Source organism: Streptomyces sp. ITFR-6, from assembly GCF_031844725.1.
Taxonomy (GTDB): Bacteria; Actinomycetota; Actinomycetes; order Streptomycetales; family Streptomycetaceae; genus Streptomyces.
In genome coordinates this window covers 3,744,970-3,770,080 of sequence record NZ_CP134612.1, presented here as the reverse complement: position 1 = coordinate 3,770,080, position 25,111 = coordinate 3,744,970, and the positions used below count along the sequence as shown (strand labels likewise).

14 protein-coding genes, 1 tRNA gene, 1 pseudogene and 1 riboswitch are annotated in these 25,111 nt (G+C 72.6%); of the genes and pseudogenes, 8 read left to right on the top strand and 8 right to left on the bottom strand.

Annotated features, from left to right (window positions below; translation table 11 throughout):
• Nucleotides 1-456: 456 nt before the first annotated feature.
• Complete coding sequence (locus RLT59_RS17135; RefSeq protein ID WP_311304206.1) at nt 457-765, top strand: Rossmann-fold NAD(P)-binding domain-containing protein; 309 nt, start codon at nt 457-459, stop codon at nt 763-765.
• A 323-nt stretch (nt 766-1,088) separates the two neighbouring features.
• On the opposite strand, the gene RLT59_RS17130 is transcribed toward RLT59_RS17135, so the two are convergent.
• Nucleotides 1,089-1,625 carry a DinB family protein gene (locus RLT59_RS17130; protein ID WP_311304205.1) on the bottom strand — a complete coding sequence of 179 codons (537 nt, stop codon included), beginning with the start codon at nt 1,623-1,625 and terminating at the stop codon, nt 1,089-1,091.
• A 530-nt stretch (nt 1,626-2,155) separates the two neighbouring features.
• Nucleotides 2,156-2,565: pseudogene (locus tag RLT59_RS17125) on the bottom strand (SHOCT domain-containing protein).
• Between the two features lie 330 nt (nt 2,566-2,895).
• On the opposite strand from RLT59_RS17125, the gene RLT59_RS17120 reads away from it, so the two are divergent.
• The 4 genes from RLT59_RS17120 (at nt 2,896) to RLT59_RS17105 (ending at nt 7,200) form a co-directional block, all read left to right on the top strand.
• Nucleotides 2,896-2,969, top strand: a tRNA-Met gene (locus RLT59_RS17120).
• Between the two features lie 185 nt (nt 2,970-3,154).
• Nucleotides 3,155-4,318, top strand: a complete 1,164-nt coding sequence (locus tag RLT59_RS17115) for a PP2C family protein-serine/threonine phosphatase (protein WP_311304204.1) — start codon at nt 3,155-3,157, stop codon at nt 4,316-4,318.
• A gap of 398 nt (nt 4,319-4,716) precedes the next feature.
• Nucleotides 4,717-4,870: riboswitch (cyclic di-AMP (ydaO/yuaA leader) on the top strand.
• Between the two features lie 11 nt (nt 4,871-4,881).
• Entirely contained in the window at nt 4,882-6,081 is a 1,200-nt protein-coding gene (locus tag RLT59_RS17110) for a M23 family metallopeptidase (protein WP_311304203.1), read from the top strand.
• A gap of 174 nt (nt 6,082-6,255) precedes the next feature.
• A complete protein-coding gene (locus RLT59_RS17105) occupies nt 6,256-7,200 on the top strand; it encodes an aldo/keto reductase (protein ID WP_311304202.1) in 945 nt (314 codons plus the stop codon).
• A gap of 54 nt (nt 7,201-7,254) precedes the next feature.
• On the opposite strand, the gene RLT59_RS17100 is transcribed toward RLT59_RS17105, so the two are convergent.
• The 4 genes from RLT59_RS17100 to RLT59_RS17085 form a co-directional block, all read right to left on the bottom strand.
• Entirely contained in the window at nt 7,255-8,952 is a 1,698-nt protein-coding gene (locus RLT59_RS17100) for a PrsW family intramembrane metalloprotease (protein WP_311304201.1), read from the bottom strand.
• A 96-nt stretch (nt 8,953-9,048) separates the two neighbouring features.
• Nucleotides 9,049-9,936, bottom strand: a complete 888-nt coding sequence (trmB, locus tag RLT59_RS17095; protein ID WP_311307752.1) for a tRNA (guanosine(46)-N7)-methyltransferase TrmB — start codon at nt 9,934-9,936, stop codon at nt 9,049-9,051.
• A 4-nt stretch (nt 9,937-9,940) separates the two neighbouring features.
• Nucleotides 9,941-11,197 (bottom strand): L-2-hydroxyglutarate dehydrogenase, encoded by a 1,257-nt coding sequence (gene lhgO, locus RLT59_RS17090; protein WP_311304200.1) that lies wholly within the window; start codon nt 11,195-11,197, stop codon nt 9,941-9,943.
• A 133-nt stretch (nt 11,198-11,330) separates the two neighbouring features.
• Nucleotides 11,331-12,971 carry a collagen-like triple helix repeat-containing protein gene (locus RLT59_RS17085; protein ID WP_311304199.1) on the bottom strand — a complete coding sequence of 547 codons (1,641 nt, stop codon included), beginning with the start codon at nt 12,969-12,971 and terminating at the stop codon, nt 11,331-11,333.
• A gap of 1,397 nt (nt 12,972-14,368) precedes the next feature.
• On the opposite strand from RLT59_RS17085, the gene RLT59_RS17080 reads away from it, so the two are divergent.
• Nucleotides 14,369-16,480, top strand: a complete 2,112-nt coding sequence (locus RLT59_RS17080) for an asparagine synthase-related protein (RefSeq protein ID WP_311304198.1) — start codon at nt 14,369-14,371, stop codon at nt 16,478-16,480.
• 81 nt (nt 16,481-16,561) lie between these two features.
• On the top strand, nt 16,562-20,008 hold the full coding sequence (locus tag RLT59_RS17075) for an ATP-binding protein (RefSeq protein WP_311304197.1): 3,447 nt from the start codon (nt 16,562-16,564) through the stop codon (nt 20,006-20,008).
• Here the strand turns inward: RLT59_RS17075 and RLT59_RS17070 are convergent.
• On the bottom strand, nt 19,995-21,974 hold the full coding sequence (locus RLT59_RS17070; RefSeq protein ID WP_311304196.1) for a sigma-70 family RNA polymerase sigma factor: 1,980 nt from the start codon (nt 21,972-21,974) through the stop codon (nt 19,995-19,997). The genes RLT59_RS17075 and RLT59_RS17070 overlap by 14 nt on opposite strands.
• 351 nt (nt 21,975-22,325) lie before the next feature.
• Nucleotides 22,326-23,222, bottom strand: coding sequence for a TetR/AcrR family transcriptional regulator (locus RLT59_RS17065; protein ID WP_311304195.1), 897 nt, complete (start codon nt 23,220-23,222; stop codon nt 22,326-22,328).
• Between the two features lie 336 nt (nt 23,223-23,558).
• On the opposite strand from RLT59_RS17065, the gene RLT59_RS17060 reads away from it, so the two are divergent.
• Nucleotides 23,559-24,956: an NAD(P)/FAD-dependent oxidoreductase gene (locus RLT59_RS17060; protein WP_311304194.1), complete on the top strand. Its 1,398-nt coding sequence runs from the start codon at nt 23,559-23,561 to the stop codon at nt 24,954-24,956.
• Nucleotides 24,957-25,111 lie beyond the last annotated feature (155 nt).

The following is a 25,111-nucleotide window of genomic DNA, read 5'->3' as shown; positions in this document are numbered from 1 at the left end:
TCGAACGGGACTACGTGGCACGGCCTAAGCCTCTGAACAGGCAAAAGCGGATGACGTAGGACCGGTCGGGAAGTCCCGGCATGAACTTGCCGGGACTTTTAATCCGTTGGTTGTGGGTTCGAGTCCCACACGGCCTACCTCCGGCGGGGCGGGGTTTCCCCTGTGACCTGCTCCTGAGTGCCTCGACCGGCTTCGGCCGGTCGAGGCACTTCGGCTTCCCGGCTTCTCGCGGTGCAGCCCGCACCCGGGGCGGCAGGCACCGCCGGCACGGCGGCCCCGGAGGCGGGCCGCGGACTCCGACGGCGTCATCCACCTCGCGCACAGGCAGGACCTGCTTCCGTCCGTCGGGATCGATGCCGTGGCCGCCGCCGAGCTTCCCGCCGTGCTCGCGTTCGGCGAGGCACTCGCGGGAACCGGAAAGCCGCTGGTCGCCGCCGGGAGCATCGGCTCGCCCGGGTGGGAGAACCTGGGCCGGCCGGCAAGTACTGGCACGCGATCGAGGACGGTGGCATTCCGTTCCGCGAGATCGCCGAGGCAATCGGCAGCCGCCTGGGCCTGCCCGCCGTGAGCATCCCCGCGGACGTACTGATGGTGCCGGGATACTTTGGCTTCCTCGCGAACCTGGTCACCCTGGACCTCCCGGCGTCCAGCCTCACCACCCGCCGGACCCCCGGCTGGAAACCCGCTCAGCCCGGCATGCTCGCCGATCTGGACAACGGCCATTACTTCTCCGCCGGCCTCGGGGTACGGGCAGGGGATCAGTAGGGCGGGTAGCTGGGTCTACCGCCCCTGCCGCCGGACCCGCCAGGCTGCGGGTCATGACCGCGGGTCATGACTGCGGACCAGATCGTGGGCATGCCTGGGTGAGAGAGCCGACCCAGCGGAACGGGCTGTGCCGTGCCGTCGAGGTCGGTGCCAGTGATCACGGAAAGGTCGGAGACCTGCAGCGCGGCGGCGAGTACCGGCCGGGACATACCGCGGGACTCCCGCAGGACGCGGTTTCATTCGCCAATGCTGAGTTCTGCGGGGATGTCCACGGTTCCGCCCCCTCGATCTGGCCGATGCCGGTCCGGTCCCGCGCCGGCTCGCTACTCGCCCGTGACGCCGTCGATGGCCTCGCGGAGGAGATCCGCGTTGCCGACGTGGCGGGCGTACTCCTCGATCATGTGCTCCAGGATGAACCGCACATCGGTGCCACCGAATTCAGGGTTCGGCACGATGCGCGTGAGGTCGGCGGTCACCTTGGCGAAGACCTGTCGCGACTCCTCGCACGCCTTGAGGTAGTCCTCGTACACGTCCTTGGCGGGCGTCGCGTCCGACTCGTCGTACCACTCGCCGCCGTCAGCGGTGACGTAGGTCCGATAGGGGAAGAAGCAGGGCGTCGTGCCGGCCAACGCCAGCTGGAACCAGGCACGTTCGGCGCCCTGCAGGTGCCTCATGAGCCCCAGCAGGGTCAACGCGGAGGACCGCAAAGGGCGTAACCGCAGCTGTTCGTCCGAGAGGCTCTCGCACTTCCACAGGAACGTTGCCCGGTGGTAGTCGAGATTCGAGGCGATCACCTCCAGCCACGGGCCCGACAGCGCACGCTCGGGCCGGATGATCTTCTGGACCACAATGTCGCTCACCGCGGAAGCTCCTCATGGGTCATCAAGCTCGGTCGAGTTCGGACGTGCCTGGCGGGCACGTTCCCGAGTAGGACGCCGCTTAGCGTCGCAACTCATCGGTCGCCGGGCCGCGTACAGGGGCACCCCCCGGCCCCGCCCTGTGGGCAGTGCGTCGGTGCATCGGGGGAAAGCCGGATGTGGCGGTCCCCGCGGCGCTGGTGGCCGGCTACCGGGCCGAGCGGTTCCGCACCTGCTCGCCGGAGGAGTTGGTCGGGCCGGCCATGCGGGATTCGCGGAAGTTCTACCCCGGCACGGACGTGCTCGCCGCGATGATCATCCGCGAGGTGACGGGCCTCAGCTGGGCACACGAGCTGAACGACCGCATCATCCGTCCGCTGGGCCTCAGAGGCACCAGTACGCCCGGCCCGTCCCCCTTCATACCGGAGCTACACCTCGTACGGCACCGGCACCGATGTCACGGTGCTCAATCCGAACGCGCCGGTGCGGGCGTCGGCACCCGCGCCGACGCCCGCACCGCGCGGCGCTCCGGGTCAGACGAGAAGCTGCGTCTTCGCCTGCTGGTACTCCTCGTCCGTGATCGCGCCCTTGTCCTTGAGATCGGCCAGTTTCGCCAGGTCCTCGACGTGGTTGCCCTTCGTCGCGCCGCCGCCCGCGTCCGTTCCTGCGGCGTCTCTCTCGTACGCCTTGAAGGCGGCATCCCGATCCTTCGCCTCTTTCGCGTCACGCGCGCTCATGGACTTGCCGCGGGCGATCACGTAGATCAGGACGCCCAGATACGGCAGCACCAGGGCGAGGATCAGCCAGCCCGCCTTGGCCCATCCACCCAGGTCGTGGCTGCGGAAGATGTCCATGATCACGCGGAAGAGGAGGAACAGCCACATGATCCAGAGAAAAACCAGAGCATGGTCCAGAAGAGGTTGAGCAAGGGGTAGTCGTCCATCGTCCACTCCAGGGAGCCGCGTCCAATGGGTGAATACGAAATAATTCATACCATCGCATTTCGGGTGCCGTGCGGTGGGTGAGCGGTGTGGTCATCGGTGGAGGCCCTCAGGCAGGCCGCGATGAGAGACCGGGAGCAGCTCGCGGCAGCGGCAGAACACGAGCCCCCGTAATACGTTCTCGATTTCGCCACGTTGAGTTCTCCGTTGAAGTCTTCCGGCGAGGTCTCCGTCGAGGCCTCCGGTGCGGTCGGTGGGCGACCGGGCCGGGTGGCGAGGAGTGCGGGGTGGTCATGAGTGCGTCGGACATGCCGTAGAGTGGTGTTTACCGACGCGGGGTGGAGCAGCTCGGTAGCTCGCTGGGCTCATAACCCAGAGGTCGCAGGTTCAAATCCTGTCCCCGCTACTGAAGAATCAGGCCCGGTACGCATAGCGCGTGCCGGGCCTGATTCGTTTCCGTACGTACGTGCCGCGCCGCGCGCGTCATCCCATTGGCCGTCGAGCACTCGCCCCGCGACCGTGCTCCGGGAAGTCTGGGGGTGGTGCGCGGTACCGTTCGCGGCCCTGAGCGCACCGGGCAGGAGAGCAAAGGTGGGGAAGCGGGAGCAGCGGCGGGGGAGGCGCACCTATGAGGTCCGGAACCGCCGGCTCGTCCGGGTACTGCCCGGGGTCATGCTCATCGGCGGGTTGCTGTTCGACTTCTTCACTCCGCCCGCCTTCACCGCTGTTCCCCTGTTCGCCGCGGCCCCGCTGATCGCCGCACCGTTCTTCTCGCGGGCCGGCACGATCCGGGTCGGGGCCGGTGCGCTGCTGTGTGTGGCCGCGCTGTGGCTCTACGGCGGAACGCTGTTCCGGGTCGTGCCGTTCATCGAGCTGCTCACCGTCCTCACCGTCTCGGTCCTCGCGGTCTTCATCAACGGGGTCGTCCGGCGCAGCAACGAGCAGCTGGCCTCCGCCCGGGTCATCGCGGCGACCGCCATGCGCGCGGTGCTGCCGACCCCGTCCGACCGGATCGGCGGGCTGTACGTGGCCGCGCGGTACGAGGCGGCACAGGCGGACGAGTTCGTCGGCGGTGACCTGTTCTCGGTCACGGACACCCCGTACGGGGTGCGGCTGGTGGTCGGGGACGTGCGCGGCAAGGGCCTGGACGCGGTGGAGGCGGTGGCGGTGATCATCGGGGCGTTCCGGGAGGCCGCCGAGCAGGAGCGGTCACTGGAGGGGGTGGCTCAGCGGCTGGAGCGCGCGCTGGCGCGGGAGTCGAGCAGGCGCGGCGGGCTCGACGCGGTCGAAGGGTTCGTCACCGCCGCGCTGGCGGAGATCCCGCAGGGCTCCAGCCGGGTGCGCGTGGTCAACCGCGGCCACCCCGAACCGCTGCTGCTGCACTCGGACGGGGCGCTGGAGCAGCTGCGGCCCACGTTGCCCGCGCTGCCCCTGGGGATGGACCTGGGCGTGTGGCCGGACCGCTCCGACGAGTGGGAGCTGCCCGCGGGGTCGACGCTGCTCCTCTATACGGACGGCCTCTCCGAGGCCCGGGACGCCGACGGGGTCTTCTACGATCCCGCCGAGCGGCTGCGCGGACGGATCTTCCCGGGGCCCGAGGAGCTGCTGTCGGCGCTGACCGATGACGTACGGCTGCACACCGGTGGGGTGACGACCGATGACATGGCCCTGCTCGCGGTCGTGCGCCCGACCGAGGGGCAGCCGGACCGGCGCACGACCGTGAAGATCGTGGGCCTGGACGGCGGAGCCGGGTAAAGCCGTGTGCGGCCCGGTGATGACGAGTGCGGCCTGGTGATGACGAGTGTGGCCCGGTGAAGCCGGGTGCGGCCCTGTGGAGCCCGGGTGAACCTGGTCGGAGCCGGGTGAAGATGAGAGGCTGGACGGGGGGAGTGTGGACGGATGTGGGGAGAGAGGTGCGGCCGATGCCACCGTGCGTAACCACAGGGAACCCCTCCGCATAACATTTGACGCAACGTCAGAAGACGGCTAACGGCTGAGGGGTGATCAACTCGCCCGATTCCACCCGGTTGTGTCCCGTAAAGTCCAGGCCAAGGATCGGAACGATCAGTTGGAACGGCTTGGAATCGGGCCGGTGTGTCTATTAACGTTCGATAACGCAGCGCGGTTGTCCCAGCCGCCGTCAGTGGCGGCACCGTGCGCGAGCGCCGAATTCCGCAAGGAAACCGGGGAACCACCTACATGGGGTGAATCGGGCATCTCTGTCTCGTTGAGAGGCGGAGGAACCCGTAGGAGACCTTCCTGCTCCGAACCCGTCAGCTAACCCGGTAGGCGAGAAGGAAGGAAAGGAGCGCGCCCCAGTGGCGTCCAACAAGCCTGCCCCCGAAGCCCCCTACCGGTTCGCCCCCGAACACGGAAACGACTTCGGAACCGGGCCCGGTGCCGCTTACGGCGCCAACCACGGAACCGCTTACGGAACCGATCACGGTGCCGACTACGGAACCGCCTACGGGACCGATCGGGGCAGCGAGTTCGGGACCGAGTTCGGCAACGGCCTCCGCGCCGACGAGGCCGAATCCGACCGGGCGTGGGAGGAATGGAACCCCACGGAGGAGTCCATCCGCCCCGTGCGCGGCAAGCACCGCGTCGCCAAGCAGCGCAACGGGCTCGCCCGTAGCTCCACCGTCCTCGGCGTCGGTGTCATCGCGGCCGTCGGTGCGGGTGGCATGGCCTCCGCCCAGAGCAAGCCGCCCGTGTCTATCTCCCTTCCCGACGCCATCTCGGACAAACTTCCCGAGGCCAAGTCCCTGCCCGGCGTCGGCGCGTTGTTCTCGGGTGAGTCCGAGGCGGAGAAGACCGAGGTCGTGACTGCCGCCGCCCCGCTGACGACGGCCGGCATCACCACCACGGAGGCCGAGCAGGGCACGACGGACGCCGGTGAGGCGCTCCGCGCCCGCATCCTCCAGCAGGCCGAGCAGCAGCAGGACTCCGCCGACGCCGAGGCCAGGGCGGCCGAGGAGAAGGCCGCGGAGGAGAAGGCCGCCGCAGAGGCGAAGAAGCAGCAGGACGCCGCCGAGGCCAAGGCCGCCGCCGCGAAGAAGAAGGCCGCGGAAGAGGCGAAGAAGAAGGCGGAAGCGGTGCGGCTCGCCAAGCTCGCCGCCAGCTACGCCATCCCCACCTACTCGTACACGATCACCTCGACCTTCGGTGAGGCCGGTTCGATGTGGTCCTCCGGCTACCACACGGGCCTCGACTTCGCGGCGCCGACCGGTACCCCGATCAAGGCCATCCACAGCGGCACCATCAAGTCCGCCGGCTGGTCCGGCGCGTACGGCTACCGCACGGTCCTGGAGCTTGAGGACGGTACGGAGCTGTGGTTCTGCCACCAGTCCTCGATCGGTGTCAGCGTCGGCCAGCAGGTCACCACCGGGGACACCATCGGACGCGTGGGCGCGACCGGCAACGTGACCGGCCCGCACCTCCACCTTGAGGTCCACACCCCGGACGGCACCGGCATCGACCCGATGCCGTGGCTGCGCGCCCGTGGCCTGACGGTCTGAGTCCACCGAAGTCCACGTCCAACGAACCCCGGCAGTCCTGACGCTCACCCCCCCGACGTCAGGGCTGCCGGTCTTCGTCCGTGCCGGTCGGTTCCGCCGGTCCGGGCCGTGGCGTACGGGTGTAGCTGTAGTCGCCATGGAATAGCGCGTGCGGTGCGGTGGGTTGTTCCATCCATGACTTCTCTCGGCAGACTCGGTTCCTCCGGCCTCCAGGTCTCCACGCTCTCCCTCGGCGGCAACGTCTTCGGCTGGACCGCCGACGAGGCGCAGTCCTTCGCCGTTCTCGACGCGTACACGGCGGGCGGCGGCAACTTCGTCGACACGGCCGACACGTACACCTCCTGGATCCCCGGCAACGTGGGCGGCGAGTCGGAGAACCTCATCGGCAAGTGGTTCGCCGCGCGGGGCAACCGGTCCGACGTCGTCCTGGCCACCAAGGTCGGCTCCCACCCCGAGTACAAGGGGCTCGCCGCCGCCACCATCAAGGCCGGGGCGGAGGAGTCGCTGCGCCGGCTCGGCACGGACTACATCGACCTCTACTACACGCACCACGACGACGAGACCGTCCCCGTCGAGGAGATCATCACCGCCCTCGACCAGTTGGTGAAGGAGGGCAAAGTCCGCGAGATCGCCGCCTCCAACATCAGCCCGGCACGGCTCCGCGCCTCGCTGGAGTTCTCCGAGCGCGAGGGACTGGCCCGTTACGTGGCGCTCCAGCCGCACTACAACCTCGTCTCGCGCGACACCTACGAGGGCGAGCTCCAGGACCTGAGCGCCGAGGCCGGGATCGCTGCCGTCCCGTACTTCGCTCTCGCTTCCGGCTTCCTGACCGGCAAGTACCGCGCGGGTGCGACCGTGGACAGTGCCCGCGCCGGTCGCGCCGCCCAGCACCTGGAGACGGAGCGCGGCCAGAAGGTCCTCACCGCGCTCGACGCGATCGCGCAGGAGCGGGACGCCGAGATCGCCACGGTGGCGCTGGCCTGGCTGGCCTCCCGGCCGACCGTGGTCTCACCGATCGCCTCCGCCCGTACGGTCGAGCAGCTTCCCGCGCTGCTGGCCGTCGACGATCTGCGGCTGACGGACCAGGAGCTGACCGCCCTCACCGAGGCGTCCGCCTAGTCCGCCCGGTCTGCCTGCCTGGTCCGCCCGGACGGCCTGTTCCGTCTGGTCCGCCTAGGACGGGGACTGCGGCCCGGCGCCGTACGGCTGCTGCCCGTACGGTGCCGGGCCGTGCTGCTGTTGGCCGTACGGCGGCGGGTTGTAGGGCTGTTGCCCGTACGGGTATGCGGGGTACGGCTGTTGGCCGTACGGGGCCGGGGCGGGGCTGCCGTACGGCTGGTACGGGGCGTGCCCCGGGTGCGCGCCGGGCCCGGTGCCGTACGACCCGTGCGCCGGGCGTATGTGCCGGGGGCGCAGGCGGCCCGTCGCCTGCGCGGCGTACGCCAGGGCGGGTCCGGCGACCTCGCGGCGCTGCCACAGGTGGTGCAGCAGCTCCAGCTCGCGTTCGGGCAGATCCGGGCCGGCCGTGCCGCGGCGGGCCTGCCGGCGCAGGAACGCCAGTGACGTCGCGAACGACTCGTACTCGGCGACCGTGCGCGCCGCCGCCTTCCCCCGGGCCTTGGCCTCGGCCTTCGCCTGGGCGCCGACCACGCCGCTGACCCGGGCGCTGACCCGAGCGGTGACGTGGGCGTGGGTGGCGACCGGCGCCGGTACGCAGCCCTGGTGGCCGTACGGGCTGTACGGGCTGTTCGGGCTGTAGGGGCCGCCCCTCGCTGCCGCCGCCTGCCACCGCCGTGCCGTGTCCCTGGCCATTCCGCGGGCCCGCATCGACGACAGGGCGAGCGGCTCCGTGGGAGCGAGCCAGCCGGCCGCGGCGTAGGCGGGCAGCTCGATGGCCAGGGTGCGCAGCTCGCGCAGCCGGGACCAGATCGCCAGCCAGGTCACCAGACCGAACGCGGGCACCATGAACACGCCGTACACCACGTAGAAGCCGTACGGGCCGAACGTCGCGGAGCCGTTCCACAGGGCGTGCATGCCCATCGCGAGGACCAGGCCGAGGAACGGCAGCGCGATGCGGCGGAACCGCTGGTGGCGTGCGCTGCTCGCGGCGATCCCGAAGCCGATGCCGGTCATGACGGTGAAGAGCGGATGCGCGAACGGCGACATCACCGCCCGGACGAAGAACGTCGCGACGGTCACGGAGGCGAATCCCGAGCCCATCTGCTGGTCCTCGCCGAAGGCGTTGCCCAGATAGAGGATGTTCTCGGTGAAGGCGAAGCCCGTCGCGGCGAATCCGGCGACGACCAGACCGTCGACGATCCCGTTGAAGTCCCGTCTTCGGAACAGGAAGAGCAGCAGCACGGCCGCGCCCTTGGCGCTCTCCTCGACGACGGGCGCTATGACGGTGGCGCCCAGCGTGTCCGCGCTGCCCGGGTCGGCGGTGGCGGTGGCGATCCACTGGGTCGCGAAGGAGTTCGCGAGGATCGCGACGAGCGCGGCCGCGCAGGCACCCCAGGCGAAGGCGAACAGCATGTTGCGCCAAGGACCCGGTTCGACCCGGTCCAGCCAGCGGAACGCCGTCATCAGCAGCGGGACCGGCAGCACGGCAAGACCCAGCCCGACGAGGAACCCCTGAGTGCCCGTCTGGTCCCGGACCAGCGCGAGGATCACCAGGCCGCAGAGGGCCAGCACGGTGAAGACGGCGACGACGCGGAGCGTCCTGCTCCGCCACAGCATGCCGACGCGGCGCGGCCGGTAACGCCACTGGCCCCGCTCCGGCACGGCCGCCAGGATCTCGCCGACCCGCTGCTCCTCAAGCACCGGGACGGCCGGCTGCGACTGCCGCTGCTGCGGAACAGAACCGTCGGACACCCCATGACCCTAACGAGGAGGACTGACAACGGCCATGGCGTATCGGCCCCCCGGAAGTGGCCGGCGCGGGGTGACCGGGGCCCTGGGGGGAAGGGATCAGTGGCGGGCGAAGAGCAGGTCGTGCACGACATGCCCCTTGTCCAGGCCCTGTCCCTCGAACCGGGTCAGTGGCCGGAACTCGGGCCGTGGCGCGTAACCGCCGTCCGCCGCCGTGTTCTCGAAGCGGGGGTGCGCGGTCAGCACCTCCAGCATCTGCTCGGCGTACGGCTCCCAGTCGGTCGCGCAGTGCAGGACCGCTCCGGGCTTCAGCCGCTGTGCCACCAGGTCGAGGAACTCCGGCTGGATCAGCCGGCGCTTGTGGTGGCGGGACTTGGGCCACGGGTCGGGGAAGTAGACCCGGAGTCCGTCCAGCGAGTCCGGCGTCAGCATCTCGCGCAGCAGGATGATCGCGTCACCGTTGGCGACCCGGATGTTGGACATGCCGTTCCGGTCCGCGAGACGGAGCAGATTGCCCTGGCCCGGGGTGTGCACGTCGACGGCGAGGATGCCGGTCCCGGGATCGTCGGCGGCCATCTGTGCGGTGGCCTCGCCCATTCCGAAGCCGATCTCCAGGACCACCGGCAGCCCGTCGAACAGCTCGGGCAGATCGAGGACGCGCAGCCCGTCGATGTCCAGGCCCCACTTCGGCCAGAGCCGCTCCAGGGCGTCCTGCTGGCCGGGCGAGACGCGGCTGCGGCGCGGCTGGAAACTGCGGATCCGGCGCTCGTGGTGCGAACCCGCGGGATCAGCCGCGGGGCCGCCGGGGAAGCGGGGCGCCTGACGCAGCCTGCGCTGGCGGTCCAGGGCCGCCGCGCGCAGCTCGTCCGGGATTCCGGGGGTGGCGGACGCGCCGGGCGCGGCCGCCGTCGGCTCGGTTCCGGTCGCGTCGGCTGTCGGTTCGGCTCCGGGCGCGGCGCCGCCGGGCGTCGCGGGGGAGGGGTTCATGGGCTCAGACACAATGCCCTGATTCTACGGCGGGCGGCTTCCACCCCGTCTCCTCCGCCCGCAGGAGCGCTCTGCGCGCCACCTCGCGCCCGATGGGCAGCGAGGCCGTGGCGGCGGGCGACGGCGCGTTCAGCACGTGCACGGTGTGCGGGGCCTCGCGGATCAGGAAATCGTCCACCAGGGTGCCGTCCCGGAGGACCGCCTGGGCCCTGACCCCGGCCGGGGCGGGCCGCAGATCGGCCTCCATGACCTCGGGCAGCAGCCGCCGCACCGCCGTCGTGAAGGCGTGCTTCGAGAGCGACCGGTGCACCTCGCCCGCCCCGTACCGCCAGTGTCTGCGCGCTATCCGCCAGGAGCCGGGCCAGCTCAGCGTGTCCATCAGCTCGCGGGGGCGCACGACCGGCCAGCCGTAGCCCTCGCGGGCCAGCGCGGGCACCGCGTTCGGCCCGACGTGCACGCCGCCGTCGTGGCCGCGGGTGAGATGCACGCCGAGGAACGGGAACGCCGGATCCGGCACCGGATAGACCAGGCCGCGCACCAGATCGGGCCGGGCCAGCTCGTAGTACTCCCCCCGGAACGGCACGATCCGCATCCCCGGCTCGTCGCCCGCCAGCCGCGCCACCCGGTCGCAGTGCAGCCCCGCGCAGTTGACCAGCACCCGGGCCCGCACCACCACGCCGTCCGCCGTCCGCACCGCGACGCCCCAGGGGCGCCGGTCGATCGCGGTCACCTCCGCGCCGAACCTGATCAGCCCGCCGCCCGCCCGTACCTCGGCGGCGAACCGCTCGGTGACCGCCCCGAAGTCGCACACCCCCGTCGTGCCCACCCGGATCGCGGCGAGACCGCGCACCCGGGGCTCGTACTCCGCTATCTGCGCGGGGCCCAGCTCGGCCACCGGCAGCCCGTGCTCGCGGCCGCGCTGCACCAGCGCGTGCAGCCGGGGCAGCTCGGAGCGCCCGGTCGCCACGATCAGCTTGCCGGTCACCGCGTGCGCGATGCCGTGCTCCCGGCAGAAGTCGACCATCTCCGCGCCGCCGCGCAGCGCGTACCGCGCCTTGAGCGAACCCGGGCGGTAGTAGATGCCGCTGTGGATCACCCCGCTGTTGCGGCCCGTTTGGTGGCGCGCCGGGCCCCACTCCTTCTCCAGCACGGTCACCCTGGTGCCCGGAGCGCTCCGCGTGATCGCGTACGCGGTCGACATACCGACGATCCCGCCGCCGATCACCAGCACATCGCAGTCGTACGCCGCGTGCGTCATCATCACGCCACCTCCCACCCCGATAGTGCACTGACCCACTGACAACGCACTCAAACCTGAGAGGGCCAGCGTGGCGCCCGCGACCCCGGCGGCGCGGGTCACGGGCTCACCGGCACGGTCCTCGGTCCGAGGGGCCCTACGCGGGTGCCACCAGCAGCGGGCGGGCGCGTTCCCGCAGCTCCGCGACGCGCGGCTCGTCCCCGTAGGGCTCCAGCCGGTGCAGCAGGTCGCGCACGTACTCGGTGGTCCGGGCCGACGAGATGCGGCCCGCCACCTCCACGGCACGGGTCCCCGCCGCGCAGGCGGCGTCCAGATTCCCCGACTCCAGTTCCGCGACGGCCGACACCACGAGGCGCAGCCCGTGCGAGCGGACGAACTCCTCGGTCGGTCTGGACAGCGCCTGCTCGGTGAACCTCCGCACCTGCCGGGGCGCCTTCAGGTCGAGGTGGCACTCCGCCGCGTCGGCCGCGAACCGGTCGTACGAGTAGAAGCCCAGCCACGACGGGTCGGCGTCCCCGTCACGGGAGCGCTCCAGCCAGCCCTCCGCGGCCTTCAGCGCGGCCCCCGCGGCCGGTGCGTCGCTCGCCTTGGCGTGCGCCCGCGCCTCCACCAGACGGAAGAAGCTCATCGTGCGCGCCGTCGCGAGACCGCGGTTGCGCTCCACGGCCGCCTGCGCGAGGTCGACCCCCTCGTCGGCGAAGCCGCGGTAGGTCGCCTGGAGGGACATGGAGGCGAGGACGTACCCGCCGAGCGGTACGTCGGCCGCGGCGCGCGCCAGGCGCAGCGCCTGGATGTAGTAGCGCTGCGCGGCCTCCTGCTGGCCGGTGTCGAAGGCCATCCAGCCGGCCAGTCTGGTCAGTTCGGCCGCGGCGCCGAAGAGCGCCCGGCCTACCTCGTCACTGTACGAACCGAGCAGCAGCGGTGCGGCGTCGACCCGTAAGCACTCCGGGACCATGGACGAACGCCAGTCCCCGCCGCCGTACTTCGAGTCCCAGCGCCGTGCGTCCTGGGCGGCCTCGCGCAGCTTGGACACATCACTGTGGCCGACCCGCAGCGGCGAGACGCCGTGCGCGGAATCCGGACCCGGCTGGGCCGGAATCGACACGCTGTGCCCCGGCACCGGCGGCGCACCGAGCCCGTGCACCGGCGGCGCCCCCGCCTGACCCGGTACGAGCGGTGTTCCGGACAGGAGGTGCTGCCCGGGTACGCCGGGCGGCGCCGAGGCCCCCGGTGCACCCTGCGCCCCCACTGCGCCCCGTGCGCCCTGCGTGCCGAGCACCGCCGCCTCGGCGGCGGCCGAGGCGCGGGCGACCGAGGGGTCGGCGGGGGATATCAGCCAGCGGGACGCGGGAGTGGCGTACGCACTCACCGAGAACGAGCCCGCGAGCGACTGCCAGATGCCGCCGCTGCCGGCCCGCCGCCCGGCCAGATCCAGCCGGTACAGCTCGGTCGCGGAGCGCACCGCCTCGCCCACGTCGCGCGGGAACGTCAGACCGACCTCCGGCGCGGGATCGGCGTCGGCGAGCCCGATCTCGTGCAGCGGGACCGGTCGGCCGAGCTTGGCCCCGATCGCCGCCGCGATGAGATGGGGCGCGGCGCCCTGCGGCACCATGCCCTTGGAGACCCACCTGGCCACCGAGGTCTTGTCGTACCGAAGTGTCAGTCCGCGCTGCGCCCCGAGGTCGTTGACCCGCCGGGCGAGCCCGGCGTTGCTGATTCCCGCGAGGGCGAGAACGGTTCCGAGCTTGTCGTTCGGTCCGCGTTGCTCCCTGGACATGCGCCACCCCTCGACACACAGACGGCAGCCGCGACACCGTTGAGGCGCGCGGCATTCGTACCGTGTTCTCCCCAGGGACGAACCCTCGCACTCCGACCGCACACGCATTTGGCCGAGCCCCGAGGAATATGCCGCTCTGCTGAGAACATCAGTAAACCCAGCGTAGTTCGCCGCATCCCTACCGTTAAGGGGCGGACGTCCGTATGGCGGGATTGTTGTCCGTCCGGAGCCCTCGGGTGGCGAAGCGCGTCGAGTGGCGGCCGGCGGCCGCCGACAGCGACGGGCCGCCGCGAGCAATTGGGGCCCCTGAGGTGCGAGTGGTCCACGTGACGAACGCGGCGGGCAGCGGGGGAGGAGACGTGAAGGCGGCACGGAGAAGCGGTGGAAAGGGCGTGGGCGGGGAGTGCCGGGACGGCGCGGTCGGGGCGCTCCGGCCGGGTGCGGTCGGGGCGCCCCGACCGGGGGCGGCCCGGGTGCGGGCCCGTCGGCAGGCCCCCTTGCCTACCCGCTGACCAGGCCGGGGCTGCACTCCGGGTGGTGCGGCGCCTCGTGGTCCGCAGGGTCCGGCCGGCCCTCGCGCGGGCCCTGTTCCGGGTGTCCAGGCGCGCTCCTCGCGTGTGGCCGTGCGCCCGGCCGTGCGCTCTGGCCCGGTCCGTACGGAAGCGCTTCCATGGGTGCTGCGTGGGTCGGCCCGCTCCACTGGACACTGCGGGCTGGGGGAAACCGCCGCCTCATTCCCCGCAGGCGGTGGACCGGTCCGGGAGGCCAACCGCGTCTCCCGGACCGTGCGTCGAGCCGTACGCCGGGCCGGGGCGGACGGGCGCGCGTGCCTTCATGTGGGAGTTCGTGCGGAGGGGTGGCGTGGGAGCGGTCCGGGAGAGCCCGCCGCCCGACCGAACCGTTCCGGGGTCGTGAGGCGGTCCGCGGCAGTCCGTGACCTGTCCGATGTGCCATGGAGCAAAACGGCGGAAAAGCGGATTAAGGCAGTCGTGCACTTCTGGTGATCCGGTTCCAAGGTGCCCCGAGAATGGCCGAATGTCGTCGGTCGGACGAGGTTGGGCCGCCGGGTTCGCGGACATCCGGTCGGCTGTCCGGGCGAGGTGCGCGCCGTGGCCGGATCGGGGTCGTGGAGGCGGTGCGCACGGGAGGGGCAACACGCTGAATCCGTAACTCCGTTGCTGCCGGGAACGACGCGCGCGGGCGATGTGACCGCCGATGCGGCCGGTGGTCCCGCTCCGGCCTTTGCCAGGGGCGCATGCGCTCACGACGTGCGCCGTCCGTAGCCACTCCTGCACGCCGTTGTCGTGGCAGCATGTCCGCAACGGCGCCGCGCGTTACCGGAGTTCTCCCGATACCACCCTGCCGCGCCGTTTTGTCCACAGCCTGTGGAGGCGGCGATGCGTTGGTTGGTGGGATGGAGCAGTATCGCCGCGAGCTTCGGCACGGCCGGAGCGGTCGGCGCGAGTGACGAGGGGCGCACGATGCACCCCGTGGGCTCCCAACTCCTGTGGGGGGACCCCGATCCGCTCTGGGCCGTCGGGGACTGGCGGCCCGACGAGATCCGCACCGTCCGGGTGGACACGGCCGTGGGCGCGCCCACGGTCCGGCTCGCCGTACTCGGCTGCTGCGGCGCCTCCGACGAACAGCTGCGCGTCGGACTGCTCGCCGCACGCGGCGGAGCCCTGCGTCACCTCACCGCCTGGACCGGCAGCTACACGGCGGTCGTCCAGATAGGCCGCCGGATCACCGTGGTGGGCGACCTCGCCGGCGCCCGCCCGGTCTTCCACACGCCCTGGGCCGGCGGGACGGCGTACGCCACCGCCGCACTGCCGCTCGCCGACCTCATCGAGGCCCAGCTCGACATCGGCCACCTCGCCGCGCTGCTCGCCTGCCCAGAGACCCCGGAGGCGCTGCGCGACGGCACCCCGTACGCCGGGGTGAAACGCATCCCGCCCGGACACGCGCTGATCCTCCGCGAGGGCTCGCGGGAGATCACCGGGTACGAGGCGGTGGCCTCCCTCGCGGTGGCCGCACCCGAGATCGATCCGGTGAGCGCGGTCGACGGGGTGCGCGACGCCCTGGTCGAGGCCGTGCGCGCCAGGCTGCTCGCGCCCCGCCACGCCCCGGAGACCGCGCCACCCGACCCGGGCCCCGTCCCCGGCATGGGCCCCGCCGAACGCCGGGCCGCCCGGGGAGCGCCCGTCCCCGGCATCGGCTCCGACCTCTCCGGCGGCAGCGCGTCCGCCACCCTCGCCCTGCTCGCCGCCGGGCTCCCCGGACTGCCCGGCACCCTCCTGGGCCACGGCACGGGGGCGGGCGAACGGCTGCTCGCCGTCACGTTCAACGACCTGACCACCCGCGCCCACGAGGACGAACTCGAACGTGCCCGCGTCATCGCCGCCAACCCGCGACTGCACCACGTCGTCGTCGCGGCAGGCGAGGAGGCGCTGCCGTACGCAGAACTGGAGAACGGCCCCCTGACCGACGAGCCGGCCCCGTCCCTCGTCGCCGTCGAACGCCATCGCCGCCGGCTCGCCGCGGGCAGCGCCGACCACTTCGTGGGCGACGGCGCCCGGCAGGTGCTCGACGCCCACCCCGCCCGGCTGGCCGACCTGCTGCTCGACCGCCGCCGACGCCATCTGCTGCGCCCGGTCGCCGCGCTCGCCAAGGCCGAAGGCCCCTCCGCGCACTCCCTGTTCGTCCCGCTGACCGTCTACCGGGCGGCCCGGCGCCTGGCCCGTACGTCGTACCGCACCGGCCTCGAAGCGGCGGCGGAGCGTCTTCCCGACGCCAACCGTCTCACCCCGGAGCTCGACACCCCCACCGATGCCTCGCTCGCCGCCCTGACCTGGTCGCGCCCGGGGCCCGCCGCCCGCTGGCTGACCGGGGAGGCGCTCGCTGAAGTATCGGTTCGCCTTCAGGAGGCGGCGATCCGCCCCACCTCCGTCCAACGCCCCGGCGAGGCCCGCGCCAGGGCCGCGCTCGCCCGGAACGCCGCCGACCACCGGATCCTGGAGCAGGCCGCGGAGGTCCGCAGCCAGCGGCTGCACGCGCCCTTCCTCGACAACCAGGTGGTACGCGCCGCCCGTGCGCTCCCCGAGTCCCTCCGGGTCCAGCCGGGCGCCCGCGCGGCGGTCCTGCGCCGGGTCCTGGCGGGCACCGGCATCCACGAGCTGCCGCCCGGCTGGGGCGCGCCGTCCCAGGCCACCTCGACCGAGGTCACCCGCACCGGCCTGCGCGCCGCGCTCCCCGAGCTGATCGCCCTCTTCGACGCCCCGCTGCTCGCCGACGCGGGCCTGGTCGAGGCCCGCGTCGTACGCAAGGCCCTGCGCGCGGCCGCGGAGGGCGAACCCCTCCCGCTGGACGGCCTCGCGGACCTTGCCTCCACCGAACTGTGGCTGCGCCGCCTCGTCTCGCGCCGCGGCACCTGCTGGACGGGCACGGCGGCACCGCGCCAGCGGGCCGTCGCCGGCGGGGTGGTCCCGGCGCGACGGACGCTCCAGCCGTAGGCGGGGAGCGAGAACGGGACGGGCGGAGGGGCTTGGCGCCGCCCGCCTCCGGTTGTCGTACCGGCGGGACACAATGGCGGTGTGCGGTATCTGATCCTGGGCGTCACGGAGGCGCGAGACGAGAAGGGCGGGGCGCTGCCCCTCGGCGGCATGCGCCTGCGCGCCCTTCTCGCGTCCCTGGCGCTGCGGCCCGGCCGCTCCGTGCCGATCACCGAGCTCGTCGACGACGTGTGGGCGGACGATCCTCCGGCGGATGCCCCCGCCGCGCTCCAGGCCCTGGTGGGCCGTCTGCGCCGGGCGCTGGGGCGGGAGGCGCTCGCCAGCACCCCCGGCGGCTACCGGCTGGCGGCCACCCCTGCGGACGTGGACCTGCACGAGTTCGAGCGGCTCGCCCGGCAGGGCGCGGCCGAGCTGGAGGCGGACGCGCCGCAGGACGCCGCCCGCACGCTCCGTACGGCACTGGCCCTGTGGCGTGGCCCCGCCCTGGCCGACCTGCCCGACCGCGACCACGGCCACGCGCTGCGTCCGGAGGCCCACCGGCGGGCCGCACTGGAGCACCGCATCGAGGCCGACCTGCGATGCGCGGCGGCCGACGGCCCCACGGGGCCGATGGCGGCTCTCGTGCCCGAGCTGGTGGAGCTGACGGCGGCGCACCCGTACGACGAACGCTTCCGGGCCCAGCTCATCCGCGCCCTGCGCGCCGCCGGACGGCCGGCCGACGCGCTCGCGGCGTACGAGGACGCGCGCCGCGCCCTCGCCGAGGGGTTCGGCACCGACCCCGGGCCCGAGCTGGCCGCCCTCCACCGCACACTGCTCAACCCCGCACCACCCGCACCACCCGCACCACCCGCACCCGGGGCCGAACCGCCGGAATGCCGGGGCAATCTCCGCCCCCGGCTCACCTCCTTCGTCGGGCGGGAGCCCGAACTCCGCACAATCCGGGACGACCTGACCCGCTCCCGGCTGGTCACCCTCACCGGTCCGGGAGGCTCGGGGAAGACCCGGCTGGCCGAGGAGTCCGCGGCGCACGGGGGCCGCGCCGCAGGTGACGTCTGGCTCGCGGAACTCGCCCCGGTGGAGGACCCCGAAGCCGTCCCGGGAGCCGTGCTCTCCGCGCTCGGGCTGCGCGAGACGGCCCTGCTGCGGGACAGCGCCCACGACGGAACGCATCCGCGCACCGATCCGGTCGAGCTGCTCGCGGATCACCTCGCGCACTGGTCCAGGTCCCGCCCCTTCCTCCTCATCCTCGACAACTGCGAGCACGTCATCGGCGCGGCGGCCACGCTTGCCGAGACCCTGCTGACCCGCTGCCCCCGGCTGCGCGTCCTCGCCACCAGCCGCGAACCGCTCGGCGTGCCCGGCGAATCCGTCCGTCCGGTGGATCCGCTCCCGGCCGATCTCGCCCACCGTCTCTTCACCGAGCGGGCCCGTGCCGTGCGGCCAGGGTTCGACCCCGCACGGGAGGCCGCACACGATGCGGCCGCCGTCGCCGAGATCTGCCGTCGGCTGGACGGGCTGCCGCTCGCCATCGAGCTGGCCGCCGCCCGGCTGCGGATGCTGAGCCCGCGCCAGATCGCCGACCGGCTGGACGACCGGTTCCGCCTGCTGACCAGCGGCAGCCGGACCGTACTGCCGCGCCAGCAGACCCTGCGCGCGGTCGTCGACTGGTCCTGGGATCTGCTGGACGAGGACGAACGCACCGCCCTGCGCCAGGTCTCGGTCTTCGCGGGCGGCTGGGACCTGCCCGCCGCGGAGGCGGTGATCACGCCACCGGGCAGGCCTGCCGAGCACAACACGGCCGACACCGCCGACACCGCCGACACCGCGGACACAGCCACCACAGCCACCACAGCCACCACAGCCACCACAGCCACCACAGCCGCCACGGCAGACACGGCAGACCTCATCGGGGCGCTCATCGACAAGTCCCTCGTCGTCGCCACCCCGGCCGCCGACGGCGGCATGCGCTACCGCCTGCTGGAGACCATCCACGAGTACGCCATCGAGCGCTGCGCCGAGACCCCGGACGTACGGGCCGAGGCAGGGCGGGCACACACCGCGTACTTCCTCTCGCTCGTCGAGGAGGCGGAGCCGAAGCTGCGCTCCGCGGAGCAGCTCCCCTGGATCCAGCGCCTGGAGACGGACCTCGACAACATCAGGGCCGCGCTCCACCGCACCACCGCCCCTCAGCCCGGCCGGTCCGGTCCATCGACCGCGTCCGCCGAATCGGACGCCGCGCGGCTGGTGCTGGGCATGGGCTGGTTCTGGTGGCTGCGCAACTACCGCACCGAGGGCCTCGGCTGGACCGCGCGGGCGCTGTCGTTCGGCCCGGAGCCCGCCGACGCCACCGACCCCCGTTACTGGCCCTGGATGAATCTGCGCATGCTGCGGTTCTTCCTGGAGGCGGAGAGCGGTTCGCCGGACGCGGGCCGCGACGGTCAGCCGGACGAGGCGCTGGTGCGAAGGCTGGCCGACGCGTTCATGTCGGCCGGTCCCCAGGCGGCCCGCTTCCCCGGGCTGCTCTGGCCGATGACCTCGTTCATCACGCTGGGCACGAAGGACATGGGGGACGTACACCGGAAGATCGACGCCGTCGTCGGCAACGCCCGCGTCCACGGGAACGACTGGGGGTACGGCGTGTCGCTGATGTTCCGTACGCACATGATCGTCGACATGCCGGGAGGCATGCCGGGGATCGACGACGACCTGGTGGAACTGCGAGCTCTGAGCCGCCGCGTCGGGGACCGCTGGATGCGCGCCCAGGTCGAGAGCGCCGCGGCGGAGGCGGCCATGATGCGGGGCAGGTACGAGGAGGCGCGTCCGGCCTACGAGGAGGCGCTGCTGCTCGCCCGTGAGGTCGGCGCCCACGCCGAGGCCCCGTTCCTGTTGGCCCGGCTGGCCGAACTCGCCTACCGCACCGGCGACGTGGCCGCCGCAGAGCGTGGCCTGGACCGCTCGGCGGCCGAGGCGGAGCGCTACCAGACGCACGACGCGGTCGCTTACGTCCACTACCTGCGCGCCACCATCGCCCTGGACCGGGGCGACATCGCGGTCGCCCGGCGCAGGCTCACCGAGGCGCGGGGGAGGGAGGACGAGAACAGCCCGCCCACGCAGATGCCCGCGCTGCTGGACGGACTCTCCGCCCGCATCGCCGTGTACGAGCCGGAGCCCCACGGCGGCCCGGCCGTCGCTCTGCGCGGGCTGGCGGCGGCCCTGGTCGCGGCCCGGGACGGGCAGTACTCCGAGGTCATCACCGGATACCTGGCGGACGCCCTCGCGACCGTGCTGCCGAAGCTGGGCCACCACGCGGCCGCCGTACGCGTCCTGGCCGCCGCCGACAGCTGGCGGCTCTGCGGGCCCAGGACCGAGGTGGAGCAGGCGGCGGTCGACGAGGCCGGGCAGCTGGCCCGCGAGGCGCTGGGGACGGGGAGTTACGAGAAGGAGCGCGCGGCGGGCCACGCCCTGACGATCGACGACGTCGTCCGCCTGCTCGCGGAGATCACCGGCCCGCTGGTCAGCGGCAACTGATCCGGGAGTCCGCCCAGTTGGCGAGGGCCACCCCGCCGAACGGGGTGGTCGGCTCCACGACGAGCCGGATCCGGTCCTGGCCCTCGATGCCGACGCCCACCGGTACGGCCGGATCGTCGCCGTTCATCACGGGCGACTGCCACAGCCGTGCCCCGTCGCCGTTGAACACGGAGAAGCGCACGGAACCGAGGCCCATGGTCAGGTCGTCGACGCCGACCATCGCCTCGTAACGGGTGCACTGGCGGTTCAGTTCGATGACGACCGACGAGCGGCTGTGGACGGTCACCCCGTGGGCGTACCGCGTGCCGCCGATCGACATCCCGGACCGTTGCCAGACCCAGCCGCTCTCCCCGAGCACCACCTCGGGGCCGGAGTGGTCTCCGAGGAGGCTGTAGCTCAACTCGTTGACCTGGTACACCTCCGGCGCCGGTGCGGGCGGGGGAGTCGGGGTCGGAGTCGGTGTGGGGGTGGGCGTAGGGGTCGGCTTCGGGGCGGGCGCCCGCGGCGTCGGCTTCGGCGGCGGTGTGGGGGTGGGCGTGGGTGTCGGGGTGGGCTCCGGCTTCTGCGGTACGGGAGCGGGCGGCGCCGGCTTCGGGGGCGGGGTGGGCTTCGGTTTCGGCGGTGCGGGCGAGGGCACCGCGGGCGCCACGGCCGGCGGCCTGGCCACCGGCTTCGCCTCCGGCCGGGGCTGGTCGTCGCCGACCAGCGCCCACACCAGCCCGGCCGCGGCCGCGACGGCGACCGCCGCCGCGATACCGGCCTTCGCCGGAGCGCCGAGCCCCTCGGAGGCCCCGGCGCCACCGGCAGAGCCGGCGGACGAACCCCCGCCGGTCGCCGCGGCCGCGGCACCCGCGCCCGCCGCACCGGCCGCTCCGCCCGCCACGATCCCGGCGGCCTTGAGCGTGTATCCGGCGGCGAACCAGCCGATGACCGCGACCGGGAGCAGCGCGGGAATCCCGGCATTCACATGGGCCAGTTCGCCCGCCGCGAGCCGGCATTTCGCGCACTCGTCCAGATGTCCGCGCAGGCCGCGCTCGGCGCGCATCCGCAGCCCGCCGCGGGCGTAGGCGCCGAGCCGGTCCGCGTAGCGGGCGCAGTCGCCGCCGGAGGTGAGCGCCTGGCTCACATGGGCCTGCAGATACGCCTGCTTGAGTCCTTCGCGGGCCCGGCTGGCGAGCACAGAGGTGGCGTTGGCGGTGAGCCCGAAGAGCGGGGCGATGTCGCTGGGCGACTCCTCCTCGACGGTGGTGTGCCACAGGACCGCCTGCCAGCGCTCGGGGAGGCTGCGGAAGGCCTGCATCGCCATCGACTGCTCGGCCTCGTGCATCGCCAGCACATCGGCGCCGAGATCGAGGGTGTCCGCGTCCGAGACCTCGGAGGAGCGCGAGGCCTGTGCGGCGAACGCCGCGAAGTCGTCGACCAGTTGCTCCCGCCTGGCGGTCTTCGTCCACGCGGCGCCGACGTGCCGGACCGCTGTCATCAGGTAGGCGCGTACCGCCTCCTGCGGGCCCTTGCCGCCCCGTACGGCCTGTAGCGTCCGGGCGAAGACCTCGGCCGTCAGGTCGTCGGCGGTATGCGCGTCCCGGCAGCAGGTGCGCGCGTACCGGCGCACCGCGTCCGAGTGCCGGCGGAACAGCTCGTCGTACGCGAGGTCGTCGCCGTCCCGCATCCGCTGGATCAACTCGGCGTCGGAGAGGGCCGTTCCGGCGGCATCGGTGGCGCTCCGGCCGCCGCCCTCCCGCTGCGCGGGGACCGCGTCCGTGCCCGCAGGCGCCGGGTTCTCGGCCGGTGCGGGGGGCCACGGCCCTGGCAGGACCGTCCCGCCGTCCTCTTCTTCGCCGGAGCCCTGGCGGCCGGGTCCGGCCTGGCTCGGCACCTGCTCCGCGGGCAGGCCGCCCGTACCTGAGCCGCCGCCCGTGGTGGAGACACCGTCGAACGACTCTTCCTGCTGCCCGTCACCGCTCATCACGGTCGCCCCCGTATGCGCTTTCGGACCCGAATACCGGGCAAGCGTGCCACAGAGGGCGGCAGTCGCGACCCCTCAGCCCCGCCAACCACTCATCCGGGGCGTTCTCCCGAATGTGAGCACTAGCGGACACTCGTTCGGGGAAGGGGTAACAGGTTGTGCTGATGGGGCAGTTGAGCGGCATGAGTACAGCCGAGCCGACAACGGCCCCGAAGCCCCCGAAGCCCTCGAAGCTTCCGGAGCCCCCGAAGCCCCCGAAGCCCTCGAAGCTTCCGAAGCCCCCGAAGCTTCCGGGCCCGTGACGGGCCGGGGGCGGTCCGCCGAGGCGGCGGCCGACCCCCGAGCCCCCGCTCACGCAGGACGTGAGCGCAGCCCCTCCAGCAGGATGTCCAGCAGCCGGGCCGAAGCCGCCGCCTGCTGAGCCGCGTCCGGCAGCGAGGGGGCCGCCGTCGCGATGACCAGCAGCACATCGGCCACCGTCACATCGCGGCGCAGCTCACCCGATGTCCGCGCCCGGTCGACCAGTCGGCCCACGACCTCCAGCAGCTCGGCCGCTCCACTGCCGACGCCGTCGATCTCCGGCTCCGCGGACTCCTGCCGGGGCTCCGCGACCCGCAGGCCACCGCCCTGGCCGGTCTCCTGGCGCTGCTGCGGCACCCGGGGTTCGTCCCGTGCGGTGCCCGCGTCGCCGACCGGCGCCGAGTCGTCGCTGTCCACCCCGACCCGCAGTATCTGCGGCGGCAGCAGCCGCCCCGCACCGGAGGCGACCGAGGTCCGCAGAAAGCGCGACAGCGCCGACCACGGCTCCTCCTCCTGCCCCAGCGCGGACCGCGCCTGGTCGGTCAGCCGGGAGGTCTCCTCCTCGGCTATCCGCCGCACCAGCACGTCCTTGCTGGGGAAGCGCCGGTACACCGTGCCGACACCGACCCGGGCCCGACGCGCCACGTCCTCCATCGGAGCGCCGTACCCGAGCTCACCGAACACCTCGCGGGCGGCCCGCAGCACATGTTCCAGATTGCGCTGCGCGTCCACCCGGAGTGGCGCCGAGCGGCCGTGCGCTCCCGCGCCGACGGTGCCCGAGCCGAGTGCGGTACTCAGCGTGCTCACCGCTCCCGGTGAGACAGGGGCCCCTGATGACCCGACACCGCTCACCGTTCCGACTGCGCCGACCGCACCGACTGCGCCGATCCGCCCGTTTCCTTCGGGCGCGACAGCAGCAGTTGGCCAATGCGATTCCTGAATATGCATAACTGATCCCCCGGTTATGACGTCTCCCCCCGGAGACTCCCGCCGTGTCTGCCGGGTTGAGCGATGATCTCATCCGTCACCCCGACGACACACGAACATAGTTGAGCCAGGGGCAATTCAGAAGGGGGCAGTTCCGCCCGGAGCGCCCCCCGATCGGAACAAGGACCGGTTGATCACCGATTCGCCCACTGCCCGTACCCCCCACCGCAACCCCTGACCTGCGCGGCGTCCGTATTGCCGCGACGATCAACCGGAGCGGCCCGTTCGGAAGCTCCGGTCACACAATTTGCCGGGGCTGTGGACAAACTCCGGAGCGCGTTGCGTCATGGGGTGGTGATGGCTTCAGATTCCGGGGGAACACCCCCCGGCCCCCCGCCCGGCGTGCGCATTCTCGTCGTCGGCGGCGGCTACGTCGGGATGTACACCGCGCTGCGTCTCCAGCGGAAGCTCAAACAGCGGCTGAGAAGCGGCGAAGCGGAGATTGTCGTCGTCACCCCTGACCCCTATATGACGTATCAGCCGTTCCTCCCGGAAGCCGCCGCCGGTTCGATCTCACCGCGCCATGTGGTCGTCCCGCTGCGCCGGGTCCTGCCCGACTGCACGATCGTCATCGGTGAGGCGCGGCGGATCGATCCGGCCAAGCGCGTCGCGACCGTCACCACACTGGCCACGGGCGAGGACGGCACCGGAGCCGTCGAGATCCCGTACGACGAGATCGTCATCGCGCCCGGCTCCGTCTCGCGCACCCTGCCCGTCCCCGGTCTCGCCGACCACGGCTTCGGCTTCAAGACCATCGAGGAGGCCATCGGGCTGCGCAACCACGTGATCGAGCAGATGGACATCGCCTCCGCCACCCGCGACCCCGCCATCCGCGACGCCGCCCTCACCTTCGTCTTCGTCGGCGGCGGCTACGCGGGGGTGGAGGCACTGGCCGAGCTGGAGGACATGGCCCGCTACACGGCGCGTTACTACCACAACATCAAGGCCGAGGACCTGAAGTGGATCCTGGTCGAGGCCACCGGCCGCATCCTGCCCGAGGTCGGTGAATCGATGGGGAAGTACGCGGTACGGGAGCTGCGCGGCCGCAATATCGACGTACGGCTCGAAACCCGGCTGGAGTCCTGCGAGGACCGGGTGGCCGTGCTCAGCGACGGCTCCCGCTTCCCGACCCGCACCCTCGTGTGGACGGCCGGTGTGAAGCCCGCCCCACTGCTCGCCGCCACCGGTCTGCCGCTCAACGAACGCGGCAGGCTCAGCTGCACGGCGAAGCTCACCGTCGAGGGCGCCGAACACGCCTGGGCCGCCGGTGACGCCGCCGCCGTCCCCGACCTGACCTCCGACGAACCGGGACGGGAGACCGCGCCCAACGCCCAGCACGCGGTCCGCCAGGCCAAGGTCCTCGCGGAGAACATCGTCGCGTCCATGAACGGCGAACCGCTCACGGAGTACCGGCACAGCTACGCGGGCTCCGTCGCCTCGCTCGGCCTGCACAAAGGTGTCGCGCATGTCTACGGACGCAGGCTCAAGGGCTACCCTGCGTGGCTGATGCACCGCGTCTACCACCTGAGCCGGGTCCCCACGTTCAACCGCAAGGCCCGCGTCCTCGCCGAATGGACCCTCGCGGGCCTGTTCAAGCGCGAGATCGTCTCCCTCGGCTCGCTGGAACACCCCCGGGCCGAGTTCGAACTCGCCGCGGGAAGGCGTCCCGGCGGCGACGGCGACGACTGTCAGTAGGGTCCGACACGCTGGACGTGTGACCATAGGTGGGCTCACATCTGCACAGAGTGACCCGGCAGGCGGCGACCGACAGTAACCAGCAGCGGCGGGCTCCGGCTGCGCCCTCCTGGCAGTCCGGCCCCCGGACCGGCGGGAAGAAACAGCCCGGCAGG